Genomic DNA, 20,509 nt, shown 5'->3' with positions numbered 1-20,509 from the left:
GTGACCTACATGAAGACCCTGACCGGAACTCGCCATCGCCGATGCTGTCGGTGCTGGTGCGGGCAGTGGGGTGTGAGTACTCGAAGAGCAACGGCCCGAGGCTATCTCGGGCCGTTGACGTCTGCGTGGAACATCCGAATATCCGGCGCGCCTCGGTCCATCGGGTCAATCGAAGTCCTGGCACCCGGCCGCGTTCACCGAGCGGCGGCCAGCACCGCGGTGAGACCTTCGCGCAGGTCTTCGACGAACTATTCGGGGACCTCCAGTGACGGAAAATGTCCCCCGGTCTCGGGCGATCCCCAGTGGACGATCTGTCGGAACCGCTGCTGTGCCCAGGGGCGTGGACATTTCTCGATGTCGCGGGGATAGACGGTGATTGTCGACGGGACGTCGACGCGGAGTTCGGGGTCGAGCGAGTTGTGGCTTTCGTAGTAGATGCGGGCTGCCGATGCGCCGGTACGCGTCAGCCAGTAGAGGGTGACGTCGTCGAGAATTCTGTCTCGGGAGATCGTCTCGAACGGGCTGCCCTCGGTGTCGGTCCACTCGGCGAACTTGTCGAGGATCCAGGCGAGAAGTCCCACCGGTGAATCGACGAGCGAGTAGCCGATGGTCTGTGGTCGGGTCGCCTGCTGTTTCGCGTATGCCGCGCGGTGGCGCCAGAAATCGCGGGTTTCCCGGTCGTGGTCGGTTTGTCGCTGTATCCGAAGCCCGGTAGCGACGGGACCACGACGTGGAACGCCTGCGCGTCTGCGTCTTTCGGATCCGCCAGTTGGTCTACCACATCGATGAACTCGGTGATGCTGCCCGGCCAGCCGTGCGTCAAGATCAGGGGAGTGGCGTCGGCGCGCGTGGATAGCCGGTGCAGGAAGTGGATTTCCAGATCATCGATGGTCGTGCGGAACTGGGCGTTGCGGTTGAGGCGGTCTTCGAACGACCGCCAGTTGTACGCGGTGCGCCAGTAGTTCACGACATCGACGAGCTCTGCGAGGGGAACGCCCTGTTCCCATCGGCGTGGGCCGGGCGTGTGGGAGACCGTCTCGGCTTCCGGCAGTCGCGCGGCGGCCACCAATCGGCGATGGCGACTCGGCTCGTCCTCCGGCGTGGAGGATGCGTTGGGCGTGATCGCCGCCGACGCGATCGGCATCATCGCGGGCGAACGAGACGGACGATTGGCCTTGTGCTCGTCGCCTACCTGCCGAGCCGCCTTCTTCGACACCAGTCGAAGTCGCACCCGCAAATGGTGCGACATGAACACATGCGGGAATCGTCAGAAGAAGGCGCGCTTCAAAGCGAACCAGCGCAGGAACATCGGCGACTGATTGCTTTCGATATCTCCGATATCGGGGGCGAATCCTATCGACGGCCACAGTCGCCGGAGTGGACAACGTCCGAAGACCTTTCGAGGTCGACGCACTCGAGAATTCGCCCGTCGCCGGTACCGAGGAGAAGTCGGCCGGGCCCGGTCACTGTCAGCGCGGTCGGCAGAACCGGCACGGTCCCGATAATGACCCGACCACGCCACAGCACGGTGCCGGTATGGACGAGGTCGCCGTCGGAGGTTTCGACGCCCGCGCCGGCGAAATGGATTTCATTCGGTGTCCACGAGCAGGGAAACCGAAAGGTGAGTTCTGTGCTCGATGGTTCGCGTGGACGCCCATCGAGCGGTGTCGTGTTCAGTGTGGCCGCGAGGAACTGATCGCTGATCGGGCCGACATCCGATTCGGGCCCACGGATGTTCTCCACGAAATAGGTGCGGCTGCCGCGCCGAATGCGCATCCTGCTGCGACTTCCATTCGATCCCGCGGGCGCGAGTGCGGGCAGCCCGTCAGGGCAGCGCACCAGGGATGCTCGGCCCGTTGGTGTCAGTTCATCCAAGCAACCTCCGTCTGCCAGAGAAACGCGGGTCAGCGTCCGAAAGTTTCTCGATCGCACGGATATTGCGTCGCGGATCCCGGTCCGTGGACAACTCGGAGATCCGTCGGCGGGCCGGTTCCTTACCGTCCGTCCGAGCCGGCGGCACCCGGCGGCCTGCCGGGTCGTATCCGGTAATCGACCGCGGCGGCACCGAACTCCAGTCGGCACAGGCTTCGATGAGGTATGTCGGCGGTCTTCTCTCGGAGACGGACTGGGCCGCGCCAGCTTTTCGGTGCCCGTTGGTGTTCGAGCCGTCATCCACGAATTGAGAGAGCGTCGTCAGCCATCTCGTCGAGAGAAACCCCGTCCAGGATCTCGGTCACGGGCGAACGCGCGGCCTGTGGGTCCGCGCGAAAACTGGGATCGGTAGGTTGCCCTCGCGCGTGATCTACTTACGCCATGACATCTTCTGAATCTCCCACGAATCAACCACAGTCCACCGGCTTGGACAAAAAGACCAGTGCGATCCTGTCCTACGCACTGGGGTGGGTCACCGGAGTCATCTTCCTGTTCGTGGGAAAGAACGACCCCGATGTGAAATTCCACGCCTCGCAGTCGATCGTGTTCTTCGGCGCGGTCTCGGTACTCAATATCGTCCTGAGCATCCTCGGCTCGCTGCTCGGAGCCCTGGGGATCATCTTCAGCCTCGCCGGACTCGCTCTCGCGGTTCTCGCGGTCGTCGTCTGGATCCTGGCGATGGTCCAGGCCAACAAGACCGGCGGCGTCCGTGCGGACCTTCCCATCGTCGGAAAGTTCACCGCCCCCTATGCCGATCAGCTGGCCAACGCGGTCAAGTAGCGGAATATTCGAAGTCCGCACCTGGATTTCGTCATCGAGCATGCTGTCGGACCCCCTGCCGACAGCAGGATGCGACAGTTCGAAGAACGACGGCCCGAGACTATCTCGGGCCGTTGGTGTTTGCGTGGACGCAAATGCCGATTGCCGTGCGCGCACCGCACCGACAGGTCTGTGACAGCGCGCGGACAGGGTCGCCGACTCGGGCACGCCCAGCGATGCGAATTATCGAACATATGTTCTATCGTGCGGTAGCCTGGCTCGCGTGAAGATACATTCGACCGCGCCGGCGCCGGATGCCCGAACGCCAGGATGGCGGGATCTGGCCGATGTCGACCTGCTGCGCGCCCTTGTCGAAACCGAACGTCGGCGGAGGCGATTGGATGCTGCCATGCGCGCGGCCGTTGCCGAAGCCGAGCGTCGTGGCCTCGCCGAGGACACCGGCTATCGGGACACCGTGGAGCTGTTGACCGACCTGCTCCGGATCAGTGCCCCCGAAGCGCGGCGACGAATCGATTACGCGGCTCCACCGGCACGCCCGCGTTCCAGAAAGAGGTGGAGGGTGCTGGCGGCCGCAAGCTGAGGTCGAGCCCGCGGTCCTGCGAGCCGGAAAGACGCACGAGCCCAGCTCATCTCGACCAGCCCAGCTGGGCTGCCCGTCATGGCCGCCCCATCGGGGTTGATGCCCGGCCGCCTACCTCCCCGTGGACCTGCCCGTCCTCGGGCGCCGACGGTCCACCACGCCGATGCGAGCCGACTTCGAGAACCGGAATGGTTCGCACCGGTGTGTCCGTCACCAGGGCACTGTTCCGGCGTCGTCGAAGAATCCGCCGGTCGGTCCGTCGTCGGGCAGGGTCGCGAGGTGAATCGCGATCGCGGCTCCCTGTCGCGGTATACGGACGCCGCGGAAGCCGTTGAGGTCGGTGGCGGTGAAACCCGGGCAGCCGGAGTTGATCAAGATGTCGGTATCACCCAGTTCCTCGACGTATTGGATGGTGACGGCGTTGAGGAAGGTCTTCGACGCCGAGTACACAGCGGGAACCGGGCCCATGTCGATGCCGGGTGTGGTGCGCAGGGCGAGCGAGCCCACGCTGCTGGACATGTTGACGATTCGTGGTGATGCCGAGCCGCGCAGCATCGGCAGCATCGCGTTCGTGACCCGGATGACGCCGATCACGTTGGTTTCCACGACAGCTCGCACGGTCGCGGGATCGACCGTGGTGGGCGTCTGCGGCATACCGCCGGTGATCGCGGCATTGTTGACCAGAACATCGAGCCCCCCGGCATGGTCGGCGATCAATTCGGCCGCCGCGGCCACACTCGCGTCGTCGGTCACGTCGAGCGGTACGCCGAACGCGTCGGTCCCGGCCGCGCGCAATTTCTCTACCGCCGTCTCGCGGCGTCGCCGATCACGCGCGCCCACCCCGATTCGCCAGCCGAGCGCGCCCAGGCCGGCGGCGATCTCGTATCCGATTCCCTTGTTCGCGCCGGTCACCAGCGCGATCGTCTGTTCACTCACACCGCCGATCCTGCTGCGATTCCAGGTGTGGCGTCCAAGACCGATCGGGTGGGCGGCGATACCGCACGGGTATCGGTCGTGGTCACCGCTGATTACCATGACCCGGTGGAGACTCGGGAGTTGCGATACTTCGTCGCCGTCGCCGAGGAGTTGCACTTCGGGCGGGCGGCACAACGGCTCGCGATGGCGCAACCGCCGCTGTCACGGGCGATCCAGCAACTGGAACGGCGGCTCGGAGTCGTTCTGCTGCACCGAGGTTCTCGCGCGATCATGTTGACCGAGGCCGGGTCGGTGCTGCTGCGGGAGGCCCGGCTCGCCCTCGAAGCGGTCGAAGCCGCCGAGCGCCGCACCCGCCGCGCCGCCGCCGACCGGCCCGGCGTGGTGCTGGCCACCAAGGCGGGAGCGTCACGCGAACTGTTGTCGACGTTGCTGGACGCCTACGCCGCCGACCCCGGCGCTGTCGCGGTCGAGATGATGCTGTGCGGGCCCGGCGAACCGGAACGATTGCTACGCGATGGGACTGCCGACGTCGCTCTGCTCCACCGGCCCTACGACACGACGACAGGATTCGACACCGAGGACCTGCACACCGAACCTCAGGTCCTGGTTCTGCCGGCGGGGCACCCCTTCGCCGACCGACCTCACATGTCGATGACCGAGGTCGACGCCCTGACGGACCCGCCGCTGCCGCGCTGGCCTCGACCGGATGGGAGCTATCCGGATGGCCCCGGCCCTCGGGTTCGCGACCATACCCAGTTGACCCAGTTGATCACGCTCGGCCGGGCCTGCGCGGTCATGCCCGAGTCGCTGCGAGCCCAACTGCGCGACGATCACGCCATCGTGCCGGTGCCCGACGCGCCGGCCGTCACGACCGTCATCGCCTGGCCGCCGCACAGCAGATCCAAAGCTGTCGCCGACCTGGTCCGTACGGCTCTACGCCTCTAGCCGAGAACATCCGCAATTCCGCAGAACGCGTGTTTCCGGGTGGGCGTGGTCGTCGGTCGCCGCGCGTCGGTCTGGTCCGGGTGAACGGATCATGCCCATACGCCCTGTCCGTAGCCGCAGTTCCACACCTCGGTGATGCGGCCGTCGACGACGCGGAACACCTCGATACTCGCGATCGGTATCTCGGATCCGTCCTTGTTGGTCATGGTGGAGTCGTAGACGATGGCGACGTGTTCTTGGTCTTGTCCCGCGACCACGAGGTTCAGTCGGAAATGCAGGCTGTCGAACAGGGCCGAGGTGTCGGCGACGCGGCGGACGGCCTCTTCCCTGGTCAACGTGCGCGCCTCGCCTACTTCGTGGCGGATGACGGTGTCGGCGAACAACTCCCGGGCCAGTTCGAGGTCGTGTTCGTTCCAGACGACGAGGTTGTACAGTTCGACGACCTCGCGGGCCGATCGGGTGTCGGTGCTCACGAGAAGACCTCCGTCGCGTGGATTTCGTCGATGGTGGCGACGGCGCGATCGGCGAGGGTGACGCACAGGTCGCGGGAGCGTTGCGGCAGGCTGTCCCAGCCGATGAGGATGACGACCGGCAGGACGATCATGTAGGCCGTCGCGAATCTGTAGTCCCGCCAGGCCTGGTCGAACGGGTAGTCGTGCACGCCGCGCGCGGCGAGCAGATCCAGGTATTCGCGCAGCAGTTCTTCGTCGCGGCCCGTCCGCTGTGCGGTCGGCAGGCCCTGGCTGATCAGATAGGCGATATCGGCGGCGCCCGCGCCGCGCGCGGTCAGTTGGAAGTCGATGATCTCGAGGTCGTCGCCGTCGAAGAACATGTTGTCGGCGCGAATATCGCCGTGCACGAGCATCGTTCGCTCAGCGAGTGTCCGTAGAGCGAGAGGGGCGTGTTGCGGGAAACGTTCGGCGAACTCGGCCACGGCGACCGGAACGGGCTGCCGGGTCTTCTCGCGGTAGATCTGCCATCCCGCCGAGAACACCGATGGCAGTATCTCGCGGGTCATCGGGGTGTCGATGCTCGGAAAAAGTTCGAGCACTGCGGTATTGGCGGGATCGGTGGACCACGCGTGCAGTCCGGCGAGTTCGGCAAGACAGCGGCGCGCGCGGCGCAGGGACAGGCCGACCAGCTGATCGGCGTTGTCCCAATGGGTCAGATCTTCCAGTACCAGAACGAAATCGTTGGAGTCGGCATCGATCCGCGCGAGGTACACGTGGGGAGTGCTGATCGGTGCGCGACCGGCGACGTGTTGGTAGAAGGCGAGTTCGCGCGCGTAGCCGCCGAGCATCTCCATCGCTCCTCTGGCCTGCGAGGTCGCGGGCAGTTTGACGATGACACTGGAGGGCACGTCGGTGCCGGTGAGGCGCACCCGGTACAGGATCGACGAGAAGCCGGTGTCGACGGCGATCTGTTCGGCGCGGGCGGTGGCGACCAGCGCGGTGGCGGGGACGATGTCGTCGTCGCGGAGCACCGCGGTCAGCCACGGCGCGTCGACCTCGGCGATCGCGGAGGGAATCGGAATTGCGGCTGACGTCATCCGGGCCACTCCCTTGATATTTGACAGTGAACAAGTAAGTTAGTTGTTCGGTGTCGAATAGGCAATGGTGTTCGGCGGGTTCGCCCGTTCGGGTGCGCGATGACCGTCACGGCGTTATTGTTGCCTCTACAGTATGACATTCGGTCAGCTGTGGTGGGCCGCCGACGTGGCCCTGTCCGGTGGTGGCGCGGTCGAGTGACCGGGCGCGCGACGCCGAGACACGGGAAAGGCGCGAGACCATGCGGGATATCGAGGAGAAGCACACCTTCTGCCGGATCTGCGAACCGCTGTGCGGAATGATCGCCACCGTCGAGGACGGTCGGCTGACGAAGTTGCGCCCCGATCGGGACCACCCGCTCTCGGCGGGATTCGCCTGTCAGAAGGGGATCGCGTTCGCCGAGATCGTCGACGACCCCGACCGCGTCACCGCACCGCTGCGCCGCACCTGCGACGGCTTCGTCGAAGTGTCCTGGGAGGAGGCGATGTCCGATATCGCCGATCGGCTCGCCGCCGTCCATCGCCGTCACGGCTCGGGCGCGGTCGGCTGGTACATGGGCAATCCGGCGGCGTTCAGCTACTCGCACCTGTTCGGTGTGCTGGCCTTCATCAAGGGCATCGGCAGGCATTCGCACTACTTCACCGCCTCGACGCAGGACACCAGCAGTCGGTTGCTCGCGAGCCAATTCCTCTACGGATCGCCGCTCGCGGTGCCGATCCCGGACCTGATCCGCACCGATCTGCTCGTCATGATGGGCGCGAATCCCGTTGTCTCGCACGGCAGTCTGCTGACAGCGCCGCGTATCAAAGATCGCCTGCGCGATATCGTCGACCGTGGCGGGCGTGTGGTCGTCATCGACCCGCGCCGCACCGAGACGGCCGCCGGTTTCGAATGGCTCGGGATCGTGCCCGACGGCGACGCCTATCTGCTGCTGTCGATCTTGCAGGTGCTGTTCGCCGAAGGGCTCGCCGATACCGCGCGGGCCGCGTCGCAGGCGACGGGAACGGAGTGGTTGCGCCGACGGTCCGCGCCGTTCACGCCCGAGGTCACCGCCGAGCGAACCGGAGTGGCGCCGGATCGGGTGCGCGAGTTGGCGCGGGCGCTCGCCGCCACACCGCGCGCGGCGGTCTACGGCAGGCTGGGTACGAGCGTCGGGCGAACCGGCACGCTCACCGCCTACCTCATCGACGCCGTCAACATCGTCGCCGGGAATCTCGACCGGCCGGGCGGCAGTGTGTTCAGCACACTGGGTGTGCCCGGCCAGCGGTGGGCGATGATGGTGATGGGCGCGGCTCTGCGGCGGTCCTACCGGCGCAAACGCACGCGTATCGGCGGGTTCCGCTCGGTGATCGGCGCCGAACCCGCGGCGCTGATGGCCAAGGAGATGTCGGTGCCGGGGGAGCGGCGGATCAGGGCGCTGTTCGTCAGCGCCGGGAATCCGGTCATCTCGGTACCCAACGGCGACGAGTTCGAGGCCGCCGCGGCGGAGCTGGAACTCATGGTCGGACTCGACCTCTACATGAACGAGACGACCGCGCACTGCGACTACATCCTGCCGGTGACCACGATGTACGAGCGCGACGATTTCGCGATCACCTTCCAGCAGTTCCAGGCCACGCCCTTCCGTCAGGCCACCGAAGCGGTGATCCCCCCGCGAGGGTCGGCCAAGGAGGAATGGGAGATCATCGACGATCTCATGCGCCGAATGACCACGCGGACTCCGGTATTCGCGGCGTTCGGGGTGATGCGCCGCCTGCTGGAGCGGTTCGGACGACGATTCCATCCGCGTCCGGTGATCGACATGATCGTGCGCCTGTCCGACGGCGGCGACCGGTTCGGCCTACGGCGGTCCGGCCTCACCTTCCGTCGGCTGACCGAGCGACACCCGCACGGTGTCGTGGTGTCGCCCGACATCAGGACCGGTGTGCTGGGGGAAGTGGTCGCCTACCCTCGCGGCCGGGTCCGGTTCGAGCACGACGATATCGCGACCGAGATCGACGGTCTGTCGAAATACGCGGCGCCACAGCGATACCCGCTGCTGCTGATCGGCATGCGTGAACCCGCGTCGGAGAATTCGTGGATGCACAATCCGGCCGCGCTGTGGCGCAGCGGGAAACGGCGTCAACGGGCGCTCGTTCATGTCGACGACGCCGCCGAACTCGGCATCGCCGACGGCGATACCGTGGCGGTGGGCTCGGCGTCCGGCCGGATCGTCCTTCCGGTGGCGCTGACCGAGGATATCGTGCGCGGGGTCGTGGCGATCCCGCACGGATACGGCCACAAGGGCACCGGTGGTTGGCGCAGGGCCAATCGGGTCGGCGGGGCGAATGTGAACCTGCTGATGTCGAGCGAACCCGACGACCTCGAATCACTCGCGGGCATGTCCCGCCTCACCGCCGTGCCGGTACGGGTGTGGCGCGTCGACGAACCCGCGCTGTCGACGCCTGCGCCGGATCTGTCGGCGGGATGAGCGCGTCGAATCTCGAACAGGAAGTTACCTCTTGACATTCAAATTCGAAGTATCCACAGCCCAGATCGTCCCGCACGTGACGATGGTCGACGCCTCGCGGCAGGACCATTCCACGGCCGACAAGCAGTTCCCCGGACTCCACAACGACCTGCTGTTCCTGTGGGCGATGGTGGACACGGCCGACGGCAAGCGTTACGAGCTGGTCCGCACGCTGTCCGCCAGTGCCGCTTTCGATTTCACGCTGCACGAATGCCATCCGGACCTGTGGGAGTATCCGAGGACGGTGCGCATTCCGGGCGAGGACGACCTGTACTGGGGGCCGATCATCTGGCTCGACCGCCACGGCACCCAGACCGTTCTCCAGGCGAACGTGACCATGGCCGCGAAGCACGGCATGACCATCGCGCTGAGTCCGGAGAAATACGTGTGGAAGGAGGAGGACGTCATCGATGTCCTCCTGACGCCGCTGCCGTCGAATGTCACCCGCATCGATGTGCCGGGACCGCCCGACGACGTCGGCTACACCAGTTCGGGCTGCGCCGTCTCGGGCACGATCGAGGGTTCCGAGATCGTCGGAGGCTACGGCGGACTCGATCGCATGTACTGCCTGCCCGGTATCAGCGCCCAGATCTCCAAGATGGCCCATCTCGAACACTACTGGTTCGTGTGGGGAGCGATCTTCGACGACGGGCACTGGGAGACCGGCAACGCCATGCTCGGCGCGGGCGGCTACGCGACGGCGACGTTCCATCGGCAGGGCGAAGCGCCGCTCGTCGCGACCAACGACGAGGTGGACGCGAAGGTGCTCTGGGAGACGAAAGACGGTGTCTCGCAACCGCATCTGGCCAGCATCTCCTTCCGCGGCCGAACCTTCGACTTCCAGGGCACCCACAACGCGGCGGCCTGTGCGGCGGCGCTCGGTATCGCGTGGCTGCACGGAACCGTCCGGGAGCAGGGCGGTCCGGAGCCGACGAACAGTTGGTCGACCATGGAAGTCATCCAGCGCAATTGGGGCGGTCGCGAGGGCGGGCGCGCCGCACCGCGCGGGTGAACCTGTGCGGCCATCACATCCGTCGACGGCCGACGTCATCGAGGCCCGAGAGCCGAGGAACATATCGTGACCCTTCGAATTGCCCAATGGACCACCGGAAATGTCGCGCGAGCGTCGCTGAGATCGATCGTCGACCGCGAGGATATGGAACTCGTCGGTGTATACGCGTTCAGCGCCGACAAGGTCGGACTCGACGCCGGTGAACTCGGTGGATTGGCGCGCACGCTCGGCGTCGTCGCCACCGACGATATCGCCGAGATCATCGCGCTGCGCCCCGACTGCGTCGCCTATATGCCGTTATATCCGGATGTCGGGCACCTGTGCCTGCTGTTGGAAGCCGGAATAAACATCGTGACGACGGCCGAATTCATCACCGGCGCCGCGATCGGCGCCGACGCGCGAACTCGACTCGAGAAGGCCGCGATCTCCGGTAACGCGAGCCTTTTCGGCAGCGGCGTCAATCCGGGGTGGATCGAGTATCTCGCCGCGGTCGCTTCCGGAGTGTCACGTAATCTCCGGTCGATCCGCGTCACCGAATCGTTCGATCTGGCATTTCTGTCCGCCGACGGCAACCAGGACGATTTCGGTTGGGGCCGCCCGGCCGGTGATCCCGGCCATGCCGAGGATGTCGCCGCGGGGGTGGAAGAGTTCCGCGACGCCGTCGAGATGATGGCCCGGGTCATGGGAGTGACGCTCGACGATATCCGCTACGAGGTCGAATTCGCGCATGCCACCAAGGATTTGGATGTCGCGGGACGTGATGTGGCACGCGGAACCGTGGCGGGAATCGACATCACCTGGTTCGGGGTTGTCGACGGTGCCGATGTCATCGAATTGAACGCGCGCTGGACACTCGGCACCGATCTCGAGCCCGCGTGGAAGACCCTGATGGGCTACCTCATCGAAGTTCGCGCCGACCCGCAGGTCAACCTGCGCATCGACTTCCTTCCGCAGAACATGGAAACCGCCACCATGGCCGAGTTCGCACTCATGGGAACGACATTGACCGCCTCCCCGGCGGTCAACGCCATCCCGGCCGTCGTCGCCGCTCGACCTGGCATCGTCACCTACGCGGACCTTCCTCCGATGACCGCCAATACGACGCCACGGTGAGGTCGGGCCGGTCGCCGCCTACGCGATCCCGAGGTCGGTGGCCGGGACCGCATCCGGGGTGGCTGTCGCGGTCCGGATCGCCGCGAGCAGCGCGGCGCCCTCGCTCGGGGCCGTCGGATCGAATCCGATCTGTAGGCGGTCGATCGTCGTGCCGTAGCGGCGGAGGATCTCGGCTGCCGCCGCCGTGGGCGATTCGGCGATGACGTTGAACGTCTCGACGACCTGATCGTCGATCAGTGCCGCCATGGTCGTCCACGCGCCGTCTCTGGACAGTCGATGCAATTCGTCGCCGAGCGCACCCCACCCGTGATGTTCCAGCACGGGGCGATAGGCCGGGGTCGATCCGTAGAAGGCCAGCTGTGCGCGTGCCGCTTCGACCTTCTCGGTCCGTTCGCGTTCGGTCGCGGCGATCAACGCCATGACCGGCAATGTCACCTCGATATCGGATCGGCGGCGTCCGGCGGTGGTCAGCGCGGATTTCAGGCGGGGCATGGTCACCTCCCGCACGAAGGCCGGGGTGGTGAATCCGTGCAGCATCAGCCCGTCGGCGACCTCACCGGCGACCTCGGTCATGGCCGGGCCCACCGCGGCGAGGAATATCCTCGGATCGCCCACCGGACTCGGGCCCGGGTCGAAAACCGGTGTCATCAGTGTGTGGCGATAGAACTCGCCCTCGAACCGCAGCGGCTCCCGTTCGTTCCACGACGACCAGATGGCGCGCAACGCGAGAACGTATTCGCGCATCCGCGCGGCCGGATGCGACCAGGTCATCGAATACCGCCGGGAGATATGGGCTTTGACCTGGGTTCCGAGTCCGAGGATCATGCGCCCGTCCGAGCCGCGGTGCAGGTCCGACGCGGTCACCGCCACCGTCATGGGACTTCGGGCGAAAGCGACGGCGATTCCGGTGATGAGGTCCACCCGCGAGGTCGCACCGGCCGCCGTCGCCAGCGGCAGGAACGGATCATGGGCCAGTTCCGGGCTGACCACACCGTCGAACCCCACGTCCTCGGCCTGTCGAGCCGCCGATCTCCACTGCGCGAAATCGAGTAGGAACGCCGCATCCACCTTCAATCGGGCCTCCGTCCAGATGGTGTGGAGAACATTACTGTAGGAAGAATGGTAAGTGGTGTGCCAGTCTGTTCCCGGCCGTTACCGGACCGGTTGGTCTTATTTCTCGGAATGCGCCCGTCCTGCTTACCGTAAGTGCTACGGTAGCGCCGTGTCGGTACGCGTGACGTCACCGACCGACGACAATCCAGTGCTGCCGACCGCTCGATCCGGTCGGAAAACGACAGAGCATTCGAGCTCGGGCGGCATCGAGACAGGTGAAAGACAGTGCGCAGAGTAGTCCAGTTCTCCACAGGTAACGTCGGGCGTCACTCGCTGCGGGCGATCATCGGCCGATCGGACCTCGAGCTGGTCGGCGTGCACGCCTCCGGCCCTTCCAAGATCGGGCGCGACGCCTCCGAGCTGTGTGACTGGAGCGAGCCCACCGGTGTGATCGCCACCGACGATGTCGACGCCCTGATCGCACTGCGGCCGGACTGTGTCGTGTACACGGCACTGGCCGAGACCCGGCCGATGGAAGCCATCGAAGAGCTGTCGAAGATCCTGGCAGCGGGCATCGACGTCGTCGGTACGTCGTTCGTGTGGATGGCCGCTCCGCGCTACGCCGGTGACTGGGTGCGGGAGCCGCTGGAGAAGGCGTGCGCCGCGGGCGGCTCCTCGCTCTACATCAACGGGATCGATCCGGGCTATTCCGGCGACACCCTGGTGCACACCGCCCTGAGTTTGGCGACCCGGGTCGCCACGATCACCGTGCAGGAGATCTTCGACTACGCGAACTACGACGACGCCGAATACACCGGAGCCGCCATGGGATTCGGCGTGTCCGAGGACGACGAACTGCCTCCGCTGTATCTGCCCGGTGTCGTCGAGTCGATGTGGGGCGGTCAGGTGCGGAGCCTGGCCGACGGTCTCGGCATCACGCTGGACGAGGTCCGTCAGCGAACCGAACGCTGGTTCACCCCGGAACGCATCGACTGCACGATGATGACCGTGCATCCGGGGCAGATGGCGGCGGTGCGATTCGCCACCGAGGGTGTGATCGACGGCAGAGTCGTCATCACCCTCGAACATGTCAATCGACTCACCTCGGCCGCCGCGCCCGACTGGGACTTTCCGCCCGACGGGCACGTCGGCGTGCACCGCGTCGTCATCGACGGCGACCCGAGGGTGGAGGTGAACACGCACGTGTCCCACCCGGTGCTCGACCCGACGGACGCGGGCTGCATCTCCACCGCGGCCAGGGCGGTCAACGCGATCGACTGGGTGTGCAATGCCCCGGTCGGACTCGTCGCCGTCGAGGACATACCGCAGGCCGCGATCATCAAAGGTCTGATGTGGGCGCCGGATCGGGAGCCGCGACTGCCCGCCTGAACGGCGTCCACCAGTTCGTCGGCAGAGAGAGGTCGCCCGGGACGGTTCGGGTCAGCGCCCGCTCTCGACCGCGTAGAGGCGATGGATTCCCTGGAACCCCTTGAGTTCGACGTCCCGCGCGGCGGTGACGACGATGCCGGGCTCGTCGCTCACCGCGGTGCGCACTTCCTCGCTGACGAGGATTTCCCCGCCGTCGGCCTGCCCGGCCACCCGGGCCGCCATCGCCACGTTGCGTCCGAACAGATCGTCGCCGCGGCGAACCGAGGTGCCCGAGTGGATGCCGATGCGCACTCGAACATGTTCGCGCCCGGTGAATTTCGCGGTGGCGTCGCCGAGTGAGCGTTGGATGTCGATGCCGCAGCGCACGGCGTGCTCGGCCTCGGCGAACGCGATCATGTAGCCGTCTCCCTGGCCCTTCACCACGTGTCCGGCGTGGGCGGTGACGAGTCTGCGGATCAGTCGGTCGTGGCGGTCGAGCAGTGTGACCCAGGCCCGATCGCCGAGTCGCTCGTTGAGCGCGGTGGACCCTTCGATATCGGAGAACGCGATCGTGACCCGACCGTCGGGGGTCAACCGTGCCAGGTCCGGTCGTTCGACCTGGGCCCAGCCGGCCAGATCCTCGATCGAGCTGAGGACCGCTCCGCGAAACCCTTTCTTACGCAGCAGGTTCGCTGTTTCCCATACGGTCTTGACCGCTTCCCGGCCGCCGTTCTTCAGCAGTCGACGTGTCTCGACCCGGCGCTCGAGTTCCGCGACGTCGCGGCGGCTGCGCGCGAGCAGCAGCCACAGCACGACCAAGCCGACGGCCTCCGCCACGGCGATTACCGCAAGTCCGATCTCGATCATCACTGGGATCCACCGAAAGGGTCGCTGCCGACATCAACGTGTCCGACCCTATCGGAGGCCGTCCGCTCGACGGCGACGGTGGTCACCTGGCCTGTCGGTCAGAACCCCGCCGCATCGGCGATCCGACGCGCGGTGTGCACCAGTCCGTCGATGCGGTCGGCGGTCGGCGTGCCCGCGGCCGCCCGGTTCTGCGGTTCGTCCATCGCCCGGCGCATGACACCCTCCGCGATGACCGCGAGTTTCCACAACCCGAGCACATGCCAGTACCGCAGCGCGTCGGGATCGCGGCCGGTCTGTCCCAGGTACGTGCCCGCCATCTCGCCGCGGTCGGGAAACCCGGGCAGGGTCGAGGCGGGGAAATCGCCGCCGTCTTCACCGGGTTCGGTCCAGTAGGCGAGCAGACTGCCCATATCGGCCAGCGGCTCACCCAGGGTCGACAGTTCCCAGTCCAACGCGGCGACCAGATCTCCGGAATCCCGATCCGCGATGACGTTGCGCAGGTGGAAATCTCCGTGCACCAGCGTGATCTCGCGCTGTTCCGGTATCGCCGCACCGAGCCGTCGGGTGAGGTCGTCGAGTTCGGGCAGATCCCTGGTTCTGGACTTCTCCCACTGCCCCGCCCACCGCTTCAGCTGACGCTCGGCGTACGGCTTGCGGCTCGCCAGGTCGCCGAGTCCGACGGCTTCGATATCGACGCTGTGGATCTCGGCGAGGGTGCGCGGCAGCGACAGCGCGATCGCGCGACGCCGCTCGGGCGTGAGCGAACGCGCGATCTCCATGGTGTCGATGATCTGGCCGTCGATGAATTCCATGAGCACCATGGCGACATCGCTGACCGCGGGGTCCTCGGCCACGCCCAGAATGCGCGGCACCGGCACGGCGGTGTGCTCGAGGGCGGCCATGATGCGCGCCTCGCGCGCGACGTCGTGGGCCGAGGCGAGCAGCGTGCCCAGTGGTGGCCTGCGCAGTACCCAGCGGCCGGGTCCGGCGTCGGTGACGAGGTAGGTCAGATTGGACTGACCCAGGCCCATCCGCTCGAAACGCAACCGTCCGAGATATTCGACGCCGAGCGTGTCGAACCAGCCCGCCACCGCGTCGGGATCGACTCCGGCGGCTGTACTCACCTCAGACACGCGCGGTGGCCTCTCGGCGGAACTCGCTCGCGTCGCCGAGTCGCTGCCCGCCGTCGATCACCATCGTCTCGCCGGTGACCCAGCTCGCGGCGTCGGAGGCCAGGAACACGATCGCCGACGCGACGTCGCCGGGTTCGCCGATGCGTCCCGAAGCTGTTGTCGCCGTGAGCTGTTCCTCGTGCTCCTGCCACAGCGCCGCGGCGAGTTTGGTGCGCACGACACCCGGTGCGATGGCGTTGACCCGGATCTTCGGTGACAATTCCAGCGCCATCTGCTTGGTGAGGTGGATCAGCGCGGCCTTGCTGGCGTTGTAGAGGCCCAGATTCGGCTCGAATCCGAGCCCGCCGATGGAGGCCATGTTGACCACCGAGCCGCCGTTGTCACCCATCCAGGCTTCCACCGCGAGCGAGGTCCACAGGATCGGTGCCCACAGGTTCACGTCGAAGGTCTTGGCGAAGCGGGCGTGGTCCTGGTCGATCACCGGACCGTAGGCCGGATTGGTGCCCGCGTTGTTGACGAGAATGTCGATGCTGCCGAAGGTTTCGAGCGTCGACTCGACACAGCGCCGCGCGGCCTCGGCATCGGTGGCGTGTGCCGCGATACCGAGCGCGCCGCGGCCGACCTGTGCGGCGGCCGCGTCCGCGGACTCCTGTGATCGCGACGTCAGCACCACGTTGCCGCCGGCCGCGGCGATCGCCTCGGCGGTGGCCAAGCCGATGCCACGCGAGGCTCCGGTGACGATCGCGGTCCGGCCTGTGAGATCCAAGGTCGTCATGCCTGCACCTGCTGTCCGTTCGTCGCCGCGGTCGCGCGGCGGTACTTGCCGAGTTCCTGCCGTGCGATGGTGCGCTTGTGCACCTCGTCCGGACCGTCGGCCAACCGCAGGGTGCGCAGATGCGCCCAGGCCATGGCCAGCGGGAAATCGTCGGTGACGCCCGCGCCGCCGTGCACCTGGATCGCGCGGTCGATGACCTTCAACGCGATATTGGGGGCGGCCACCTTGATCGCGGCGATCTCGGTGCGCGCCTGCTTGTTGCCGACGGTGTCCATCAGATAGGCCGTCTTGAGGGTGAGCAGGCGGATCATCTCGATATCGATACGGGATTCGGCGATCCAGTCCTGGATATTGGCGTTCTCGCTGATCGGCTTGCCGAAGGTGGAGCGCGACGCGGCCCTGGTGCACATCAGTTCCAGCGCGCGTTCGGCCATGCCGATACAGCGCATGCAGTGGTGGATCCGACCGGGGCCGAGGCGGGCCTGGCTGATTGCGAAACCCTCGCCTTCACCGGCGAGTACGTCCTTGGCGGGGACGCGGACATCGCGGAAGTCGATCTCGGCGTGTCCCTCGCGGTCGTGATAGCCGAAGACCGGCAGATTGCGCATGACCGTGACACCGGGCGCGTCGATCGGGACGACCATCATCGACTGCTGACGATGCGTCGCGGCGGTCGGATCGGTCTTGCCCATCACGATGAGCACCTTGCAGTTCTTGTGCATCGCGTTGGAGGCGAACCATTTCCGGCCGTTGAGCAGGTATTCGTTCCCGTCGCGCACCATCGACAATTCGACATTGGTGGCGTCGGAACTGGCCACGCCCGGTTCGGTCATCGCGAACGCCGAGGCCATCGTGCCCGCGAGCAGCGGTTCGAGGTATTTCTTCTTGTGCTCGTCGGTGCCGAACAGGGTCAGCACTTCCATATTGCCGGTATCGGGCGCGTTGCAGTTGCAGGCTTCCGACGCGATATGGCTGCGGCCCATGATCTCGGCCAGCGGCGCGTACTCGAGGTTGGTGAGTCCGGGACCCCATTCCGGATGCGGATGGAAAAGGTTCCACAGGCCGCGCCGCCGCGCTTCGGCTTTGAGTTCGTCCAGGATGGGCGGCTGGAAGTGCGGATCGCCGGATTCGATCATCTGCTGTTCGTAGACCGATTCGGCGGGGTAGATATGCGAATCCATGAATTCGAGCAGTTCGATCCGGTAGCGCTCGGCGCGCTCGGAGGTGTCGAACAGCGACATCGTGGCTCCTGACGATAGTGGGACGGGCGCCGGTGATCGGTGATCCGGTGCGCGTCGATCGGGGACCTGCTCGGACGCGGCCGCCCGCAGCGGCCACGCCGTGTTCATACCTGTCTATATGAATTTGAAACCAACTTCAAGTTCATGCCCGGAATATCGCCTGTCATCTGGGGTTATCCGGGTGTGAACGTATCGTTCGCGCGTCCTACTTCTTGGTCGGAACCCGCAGCGCGTTGACCCACAGCCTGGTCGCGGTATCGACCAGATCGTCCAGCGGCACACCCGCGCGTTCCGTGCCGTCGGCCGAGAAGTAGCTGAAAGCGAGCCTACTGACCATTCCCGACAGCGCCTGGGAGGCCAGCAGCGGATCCAGCACCGGGTCGGCGAGGCCGCGTTCCTGCAAATTCTGGATGCTGCGCGCATTGCGCGCGATGAAGGCCTCACCGCGCAGACGGCGCAACGTCCTGAACTCGGTGTCGATATTGGCCACCTGCTCGAGCAGGATCATGAGTTTCGCATTGCGCCGATAGGCGTCGAAATAAGCGCGATTGGACGCCGCGATGATCGCCGCCGGATCGCCGTCGTCGGCCACCCTCGGCATACCGGGATGCATCATGTCCTCTTGCGCGACCTCGAGAACGGCGGCGAAGATCTCTTCTTTACTTCCGAAATAGGTGTAGAAAGTCCCGGCCGAACATTTCGCGGACGTGGTGATATCGGACAACCTGGTCTCCAGGTAGCCCCGTTGCTCGAACACCTTGCGTGCCGCGGCGACCAGCGCGGCCCTGGTCCGCAGCCCGCGTGGAGTGGTCGGCAGTTCGCGCAGCAGCGAGGATCGCGCCATCGACGGCGCGGCGGGCTCGTCGTCGAGTTCGATTCCTGGGCTGTCCATGCAGCATTTATACGTCAGCCCGACACACGCCTCGTGTGAACCTCGCGTCGGCGACCGCCTTCTGCGGTGGGTGGGTTCACCCGTGACGATGCAGGAACCCGTGCAGGACGGCCTGGGTGAGCTCGTCGACGATCGCCTCCCGCGAAGGCTGCTCGGTGCCGAAGTAGGTCGAACGCAACGCGGCCATGCCGACGATCATCGCCACCGTGGAGTGAGCCGCCAGATCGGGATGGCTCGACCGCATTCCCCGCAGGTCCATGCCCTCGGTGCTGATCCGACCGAGAACCGAGAGTGAATGCCGGATATCGGCGATGCCCGCGTCGACTATTTCCTCCTCGCTCAAACTCTCCGAGGCCAGCAGGGTGACGACGAGGCCCCGGTGCTCGACGAACACGTCGTAGAGCTGTCCGACGAAATGCCGGGCCAGATCCTCCTCGTCGGTCTCCTCGGGGACGACCGCCTGCCATGTTCGGCTGAATTCATCGATGAAGCCGGTGAAGGGGAGAACGAGGGCCTCCCGGAACAGGGCCGCTTTCGAGCCGAAATGACGAAAAAGCAGTGGCTCGGTGACGCCTGCCGCCTCGGCTATCTCACGTGTCGTGGTGCTGCGGTAGTCCTGCCTGGCGAAAAGGGCGCGGGCAGCGTCGAGCAGAAGTCCGCGTACCGCGCCCCGAGGTCGCCGGGGCGACGGGACGGGCTTCTCCGCCGCTGTCTGTTTGCTGGAGGACGGTCGCTCGGGCACGGGTGATTCGCTCCTCGGGCCGCTCTTGGCGGCCGATGAAAATTAAGATAGTCTCCACTATCCAAAGATAAGATAGTAGACACTACCCAATGGGTGGGCTCGGATTGAAAAGGGGCGTGGACGTGGGCGCAGTCATTATGCTGGTTACGCTGTTCGGCCTGATAGTCGCCATCTTCGCGGTGGTGCTCCGCTACGACCCGGAAGCGCGTGGCGCTCGGAACCGGGAGCGCGACCGGTGACCGGCGAGTTGACGCCCTTGCTGAAGGCGGCCATCGGCTTCGCCTACGTCGGCGGGTTCACCTTCGTCGCTATCGGCGTGTATCTCAGCTATCGGCGTCGCCGTCTGCATCCGCTACTGCTCGTGTGCGTCTCGGCGATCTCGTTCTCCTGGATCGAGGCGCCCTACGACTGGGCGGTCTACGCGCAGTTCGCACCCGCCATTCCGCGAATGCCGTCCTGGTGGCCGTTGAATATGACGTGGTATGGACTGCCGGCATCGGTGCCCCCCGGCTATATCGCCTATTTCGTCCTGCCGCCCGTGATCGGCGCCGCGATCGGGCGCCGGTTGATCGCGAGGTTCCACTGGTCGAGGCCGACAACGCTGCTCACCGTCGGATTGGTCGTCGGCTTCGTCTGGGCCTTCCTCTTCAACGCGATCCTGGGCGCGCGACTCGGGGTCTTCTACTACGGTCGCGTGATTCCCGGACTGGCGCTGTGGGAGGGGACCAAGAACCAGTACCCGCTCTACGACGCACTCGCGATGGGGGTGCAGATGATGGTCTTCACCTACATCCTCGGGCGAACCGACCCCGAGGGGCGCACCGTCATCGACATATGGGCCGATGCGAAGGCGGCCACCCGTCTGCGCTCGTCGGTCTTGTCCGTCGTCGGCGTCGTCCTCATCGGACATCTGCTCTACGGCGCCGTCTTCGCACCTCACCTCGCGACCAAACTGGGGGGTTGGGTCACCGCGGGCCCGACGGCCGAGTTGTTCCCTGGAATACCGAATCAGCCTCCGTAGCAGAGGCGTTCAGCACTGTGTGAAACAAATATCAGGCATGCCGTGGTCACTGTGCCACGGTGC

Annotated in this window: 18 protein-coding genes and 2 pseudogenes; 9 read left to right on the top strand and 11 right to left on the bottom strand. The window is 66.0% G+C overall.

Going from position 1 to position 20,509, the window contains the following annotated elements:
* Nucleotides 1-248: 248 nt before the first annotated feature.
* Nucleotides 249-1,144 (bottom strand): annotated as a pseudogene (locus DAT37_RS41180) (epoxide hydrolase family protein).
* Here DAT37_RS41180 and DAT37_RS41175 point away from each other — a divergent pair.
* The 3 genes and pseudogenes from DAT37_RS41175 to DAT37_RS41160 all read left to right on the top strand — a co-directional run.
* Nucleotides 1,068-1,319, top strand: a pseudogene (locus tag DAT37_RS41175) (CGNR zinc finger domain-containing protein); the annotation flags it as partial. The pseudogenes DAT37_RS41180 and DAT37_RS41175 overlap by 77 nt on opposite strands.
* Before the next feature lie 1,039 nt (nucleotides 1,320-2,358).
* Nucleotides 2,359-2,712: a DUF4870 domain-containing protein gene (locus DAT37_RS41165; protein ID WP_232840308.1), complete on the top strand. Its 354-nt coding sequence runs from the start codon at nucleotides 2,359-2,361 to the stop codon at nucleotides 2,710-2,712.
* A gap of 262 nt (nucleotides 2,713-2,974) precedes the next feature.
* Nucleotides 2,975-3,292 (top strand): DUF222 domain-containing protein, encoded by a 318-nt coding sequence (locus tag DAT37_RS41160; RefSeq protein WP_232840307.1) that lies wholly within the window; start codon nucleotides 2,975-2,977, stop codon nucleotides 3,290-3,292.
* 210 nt (nucleotides 3,293-3,502) lie between these two features.
* Here the strand turns inward: DAT37_RS41160 and DAT37_RS41155 are convergent, their stop codons facing one another.
* On the bottom strand, nucleotides 3,503-4,228 hold the full coding sequence (locus DAT37_RS41155; RefSeq protein ID WP_109530349.1) for an SDR family NAD(P)-dependent oxidoreductase: 726 nt from the start codon (nucleotides 4,226-4,228) through the stop codon (nucleotides 3,503-3,505).
* A gap of 105 nt (nucleotides 4,229-4,333) precedes the next feature.
* On the opposite strand from DAT37_RS41155, the gene DAT37_RS41150 reads away from it, so the two are divergent.
* Nucleotides 4,334-5,173, top strand: a complete 840-nt coding sequence (locus DAT37_RS41150; RefSeq protein WP_109530396.1) for a LysR family transcriptional regulator — start codon at nucleotides 4,334-4,336, stop codon at nucleotides 5,171-5,173.
* 89 nt (nucleotides 5,174-5,262) lie between these two features.
* On the opposite strand, the gene DAT37_RS41145 is transcribed toward DAT37_RS41150, so the two are convergent.
* Together DAT37_RS41145 and DAT37_RS41140 are read right to left on the bottom strand one after the other, a co-directional pair.
* Nucleotides 5,263-5,646: a nuclear transport factor 2 family protein gene (locus DAT37_RS41145; RefSeq protein WP_109530348.1), complete on the bottom strand. Its 384-nt coding sequence runs from the start codon at nucleotides 5,644-5,646 to the stop codon at nucleotides 5,263-5,265.
* Nucleotides 5,643-6,722, bottom strand: a complete 1,080-nt coding sequence (locus tag DAT37_RS41140) for a phosphotransferase (RefSeq protein WP_198654691.1) — start codon at nucleotides 6,720-6,722, stop codon at nucleotides 5,643-5,645. Before DAT37_RS41140 ends, DAT37_RS41145 begins: the two co-directional genes overlap by 4 nt.
* Before the next feature lie 239 nt (nucleotides 6,723-6,961).
* Between DAT37_RS41140 and DAT37_RS41135 the strand changes: the two genes are divergently transcribed.
* The 3 genes from DAT37_RS41135 (at nucleotide 6,962) to DAT37_RS41125 (ending at nucleotide 11,354) form a co-directional block, all read left to right on the top strand.
* The gene (locus tag DAT37_RS41135) at nucleotides 6,962-9,190 is read left to right on the top strand and encodes a molybdopterin-containing oxidoreductase family protein (protein WP_109530394.1); all 2,229 of its coding nucleotides are present in this window, start codon (nucleotides 6,962-6,964) and stop codon (nucleotides 9,188-9,190) included.
* Nucleotides 9,191-9,221: 31 nt separating this feature from the next.
* Complete coding sequence (locus tag DAT37_RS41130) at nucleotides 9,222-10,241, top strand: hypothetical protein (RefSeq protein WP_232840306.1); 1,020 nt, start codon at nucleotides 9,222-9,224, stop codon at nucleotides 10,239-10,241.
* Between the two features lie 66 nt (nucleotides 10,242-10,307).
* Nucleotides 10,308-11,354, top strand: coding sequence for an NAD(P)H-dependent amine dehydrogenase family protein (locus DAT37_RS41125; protein WP_198654690.1), 1,047 nt, complete (start codon nucleotides 10,308-10,310; stop codon nucleotides 11,352-11,354).
* 18 nt (nucleotides 11,355-11,372) lie between these two features.
* Here the strand turns inward: DAT37_RS41125 and DAT37_RS41120 are convergent, their stop codons facing one another.
* Entirely contained in the window at nucleotides 11,373-12,422 is a 1,050-nt protein-coding gene (locus DAT37_RS41120; RefSeq protein WP_232840311.1) for a TIGR03617 family F420-dependent LLM class oxidoreductase, read from the bottom strand.
* A 270-nt stretch (nucleotides 12,423-12,692) separates the two neighbouring features.
* On the opposite strand from DAT37_RS41120, the gene DAT37_RS41115 reads away from it, so the two are divergent.
* Complete coding sequence (locus DAT37_RS41115; RefSeq protein ID WP_109530345.1) at nucleotides 12,693-13,796, top strand: NAD(P)H-dependent amine dehydrogenase family protein; 1,104 nt, start codon at nucleotides 12,693-12,695, stop codon at nucleotides 13,794-13,796.
* 51 nt (nucleotides 13,797-13,847) lie between these two features.
* On the opposite strand, the gene DAT37_RS41110 is transcribed toward DAT37_RS41115, so the two are convergent.
* The 6 genes from DAT37_RS41110 to DAT37_RS41085 all read right to left on the bottom strand — a co-directional run bounded on the left by DAT37_RS41110 (nucleotide 13,848) and on the right by DAT37_RS41085 (nucleotide 19,425).
* Nucleotides 13,848-14,642, bottom strand: a complete 795-nt coding sequence (locus DAT37_RS41110) for an adenylate/guanylate cyclase domain-containing protein (protein ID WP_109530344.1) — start codon at nucleotides 14,640-14,642, stop codon at nucleotides 13,848-13,850.
* A gap of 98 nt (nucleotides 14,643-14,740) precedes the next feature.
* Nucleotides 14,741-15,766 carry a phosphotransferase family protein gene (locus tag DAT37_RS41105; RefSeq protein ID WP_232840305.1) on the bottom strand — a complete coding sequence of 342 codons (1,026 nt, stop codon included), beginning with the start codon at nucleotides 15,764-15,766 and terminating at the stop codon, nucleotides 14,741-14,743.
* Nucleotide 15,767: 1 nt separating this feature from the next.
* The gene (locus DAT37_RS41100) at nucleotides 15,768-16,550 is read right to left on the bottom strand and encodes an SDR family oxidoreductase (protein ID WP_109530343.1); all 783 of its coding nucleotides are present in this window, start codon (nucleotides 16,548-16,550) and stop codon (nucleotides 15,768-15,770) included.
* A complete protein-coding gene (locus DAT37_RS41095; RefSeq protein ID WP_109530342.1) occupies nucleotides 16,547-17,791 on the bottom strand; it encodes an acyl-CoA dehydrogenase family protein in 1,245 nt (414 codons plus the stop codon). Before DAT37_RS41095 ends, DAT37_RS41100 begins: the two co-directional genes overlap by 4 nt.
* Before the next feature lie 205 nt (nucleotides 17,792-17,996).
* On the bottom strand, nucleotides 17,997-18,683 hold the full coding sequence (locus DAT37_RS41090) for a TetR/AcrR family transcriptional regulator (RefSeq protein ID WP_109530341.1): 687 nt from the start codon (nucleotides 18,681-18,683) through the stop codon (nucleotides 17,997-17,999).
* Between the two features lie 76 nt (nucleotides 18,684-18,759).
* Nucleotides 18,760-19,425 (bottom strand): TetR/AcrR family transcriptional regulator, encoded by a 666-nt coding sequence (locus DAT37_RS41085; RefSeq protein WP_109530340.1) that lies wholly within the window; start codon nucleotides 19,423-19,425, stop codon nucleotides 18,760-18,762.
* Nucleotides 19,426-19,660: 235 nt separating this feature from the next.
* Here DAT37_RS41085 and DAT37_RS41080 point away from each other — a divergent pair, with 235 nt between their 5' ends.
* The gene (locus tag DAT37_RS41080; RefSeq protein ID WP_109530339.1) at nucleotides 19,661-20,446 is read left to right on the top strand and encodes a spirocyclase AveC family protein; all 786 of its coding nucleotides are present in this window, start codon (nucleotides 19,661-19,663) and stop codon (nucleotides 20,444-20,446) included.
* Nucleotides 20,447-20,509 lie beyond the last annotated feature (63 nt).

The organism is Nocardia aurea (genome assembly GCF_003123685.1).
Taxonomy (GTDB): Bacteria; Actinomycetota; Actinomycetes; order Mycobacteriales; family Mycobacteriaceae; genus Nocardia; species Nocardia aurea.
This window is presented reverse-complemented; position numbering and strand designations above follow the sequence as displayed.

Excerpts from the sequence above, each read along its gene's own strand:
- DAT37_RS41135 (WP_109530394.1), top strand. The coding sequence starts at position 6,962 with ATGCGGGATATCGAGGAGAAGCACACCTTCTGCCGGATCTGCGAACCG.
- DAT37_RS41100 (WP_109530343.1), bottom strand. The coding sequence starts at position 16,550 with ATGACGACCTTGGATCTCACAGGCCGGACCGCGATCGTCACCGGAGCC.
- DAT37_RS41110 (WP_109530344.1), bottom strand. The coding sequence starts at position 14,642 with ATGATCGAGATCGGACTTGCGGTAATCGCCGTGGCGGAGGCCGTCGGC.
- DAT37_RS41090 (WP_109530341.1), bottom strand. The coding sequence starts at position 18,683 with ATGGACAGCCCAGGAATCGAACTCGACGACGAGCCCGCCGCGCCGTCG.
- DAT37_RS41140 (WP_198654691.1), bottom strand. The coding sequence starts at position 6,722 with ATGACGTCAGCCGCAATTCCGATTCCCTCCGCGATCGCCGAGGTCGAC.
- DAT37_RS41095 (WP_109530342.1), bottom strand. The coding sequence starts at position 17,791 with ATGTCGCTGTTCGACACCTCCGAGCGCGCCGAGCGCTACCGGATCGAA.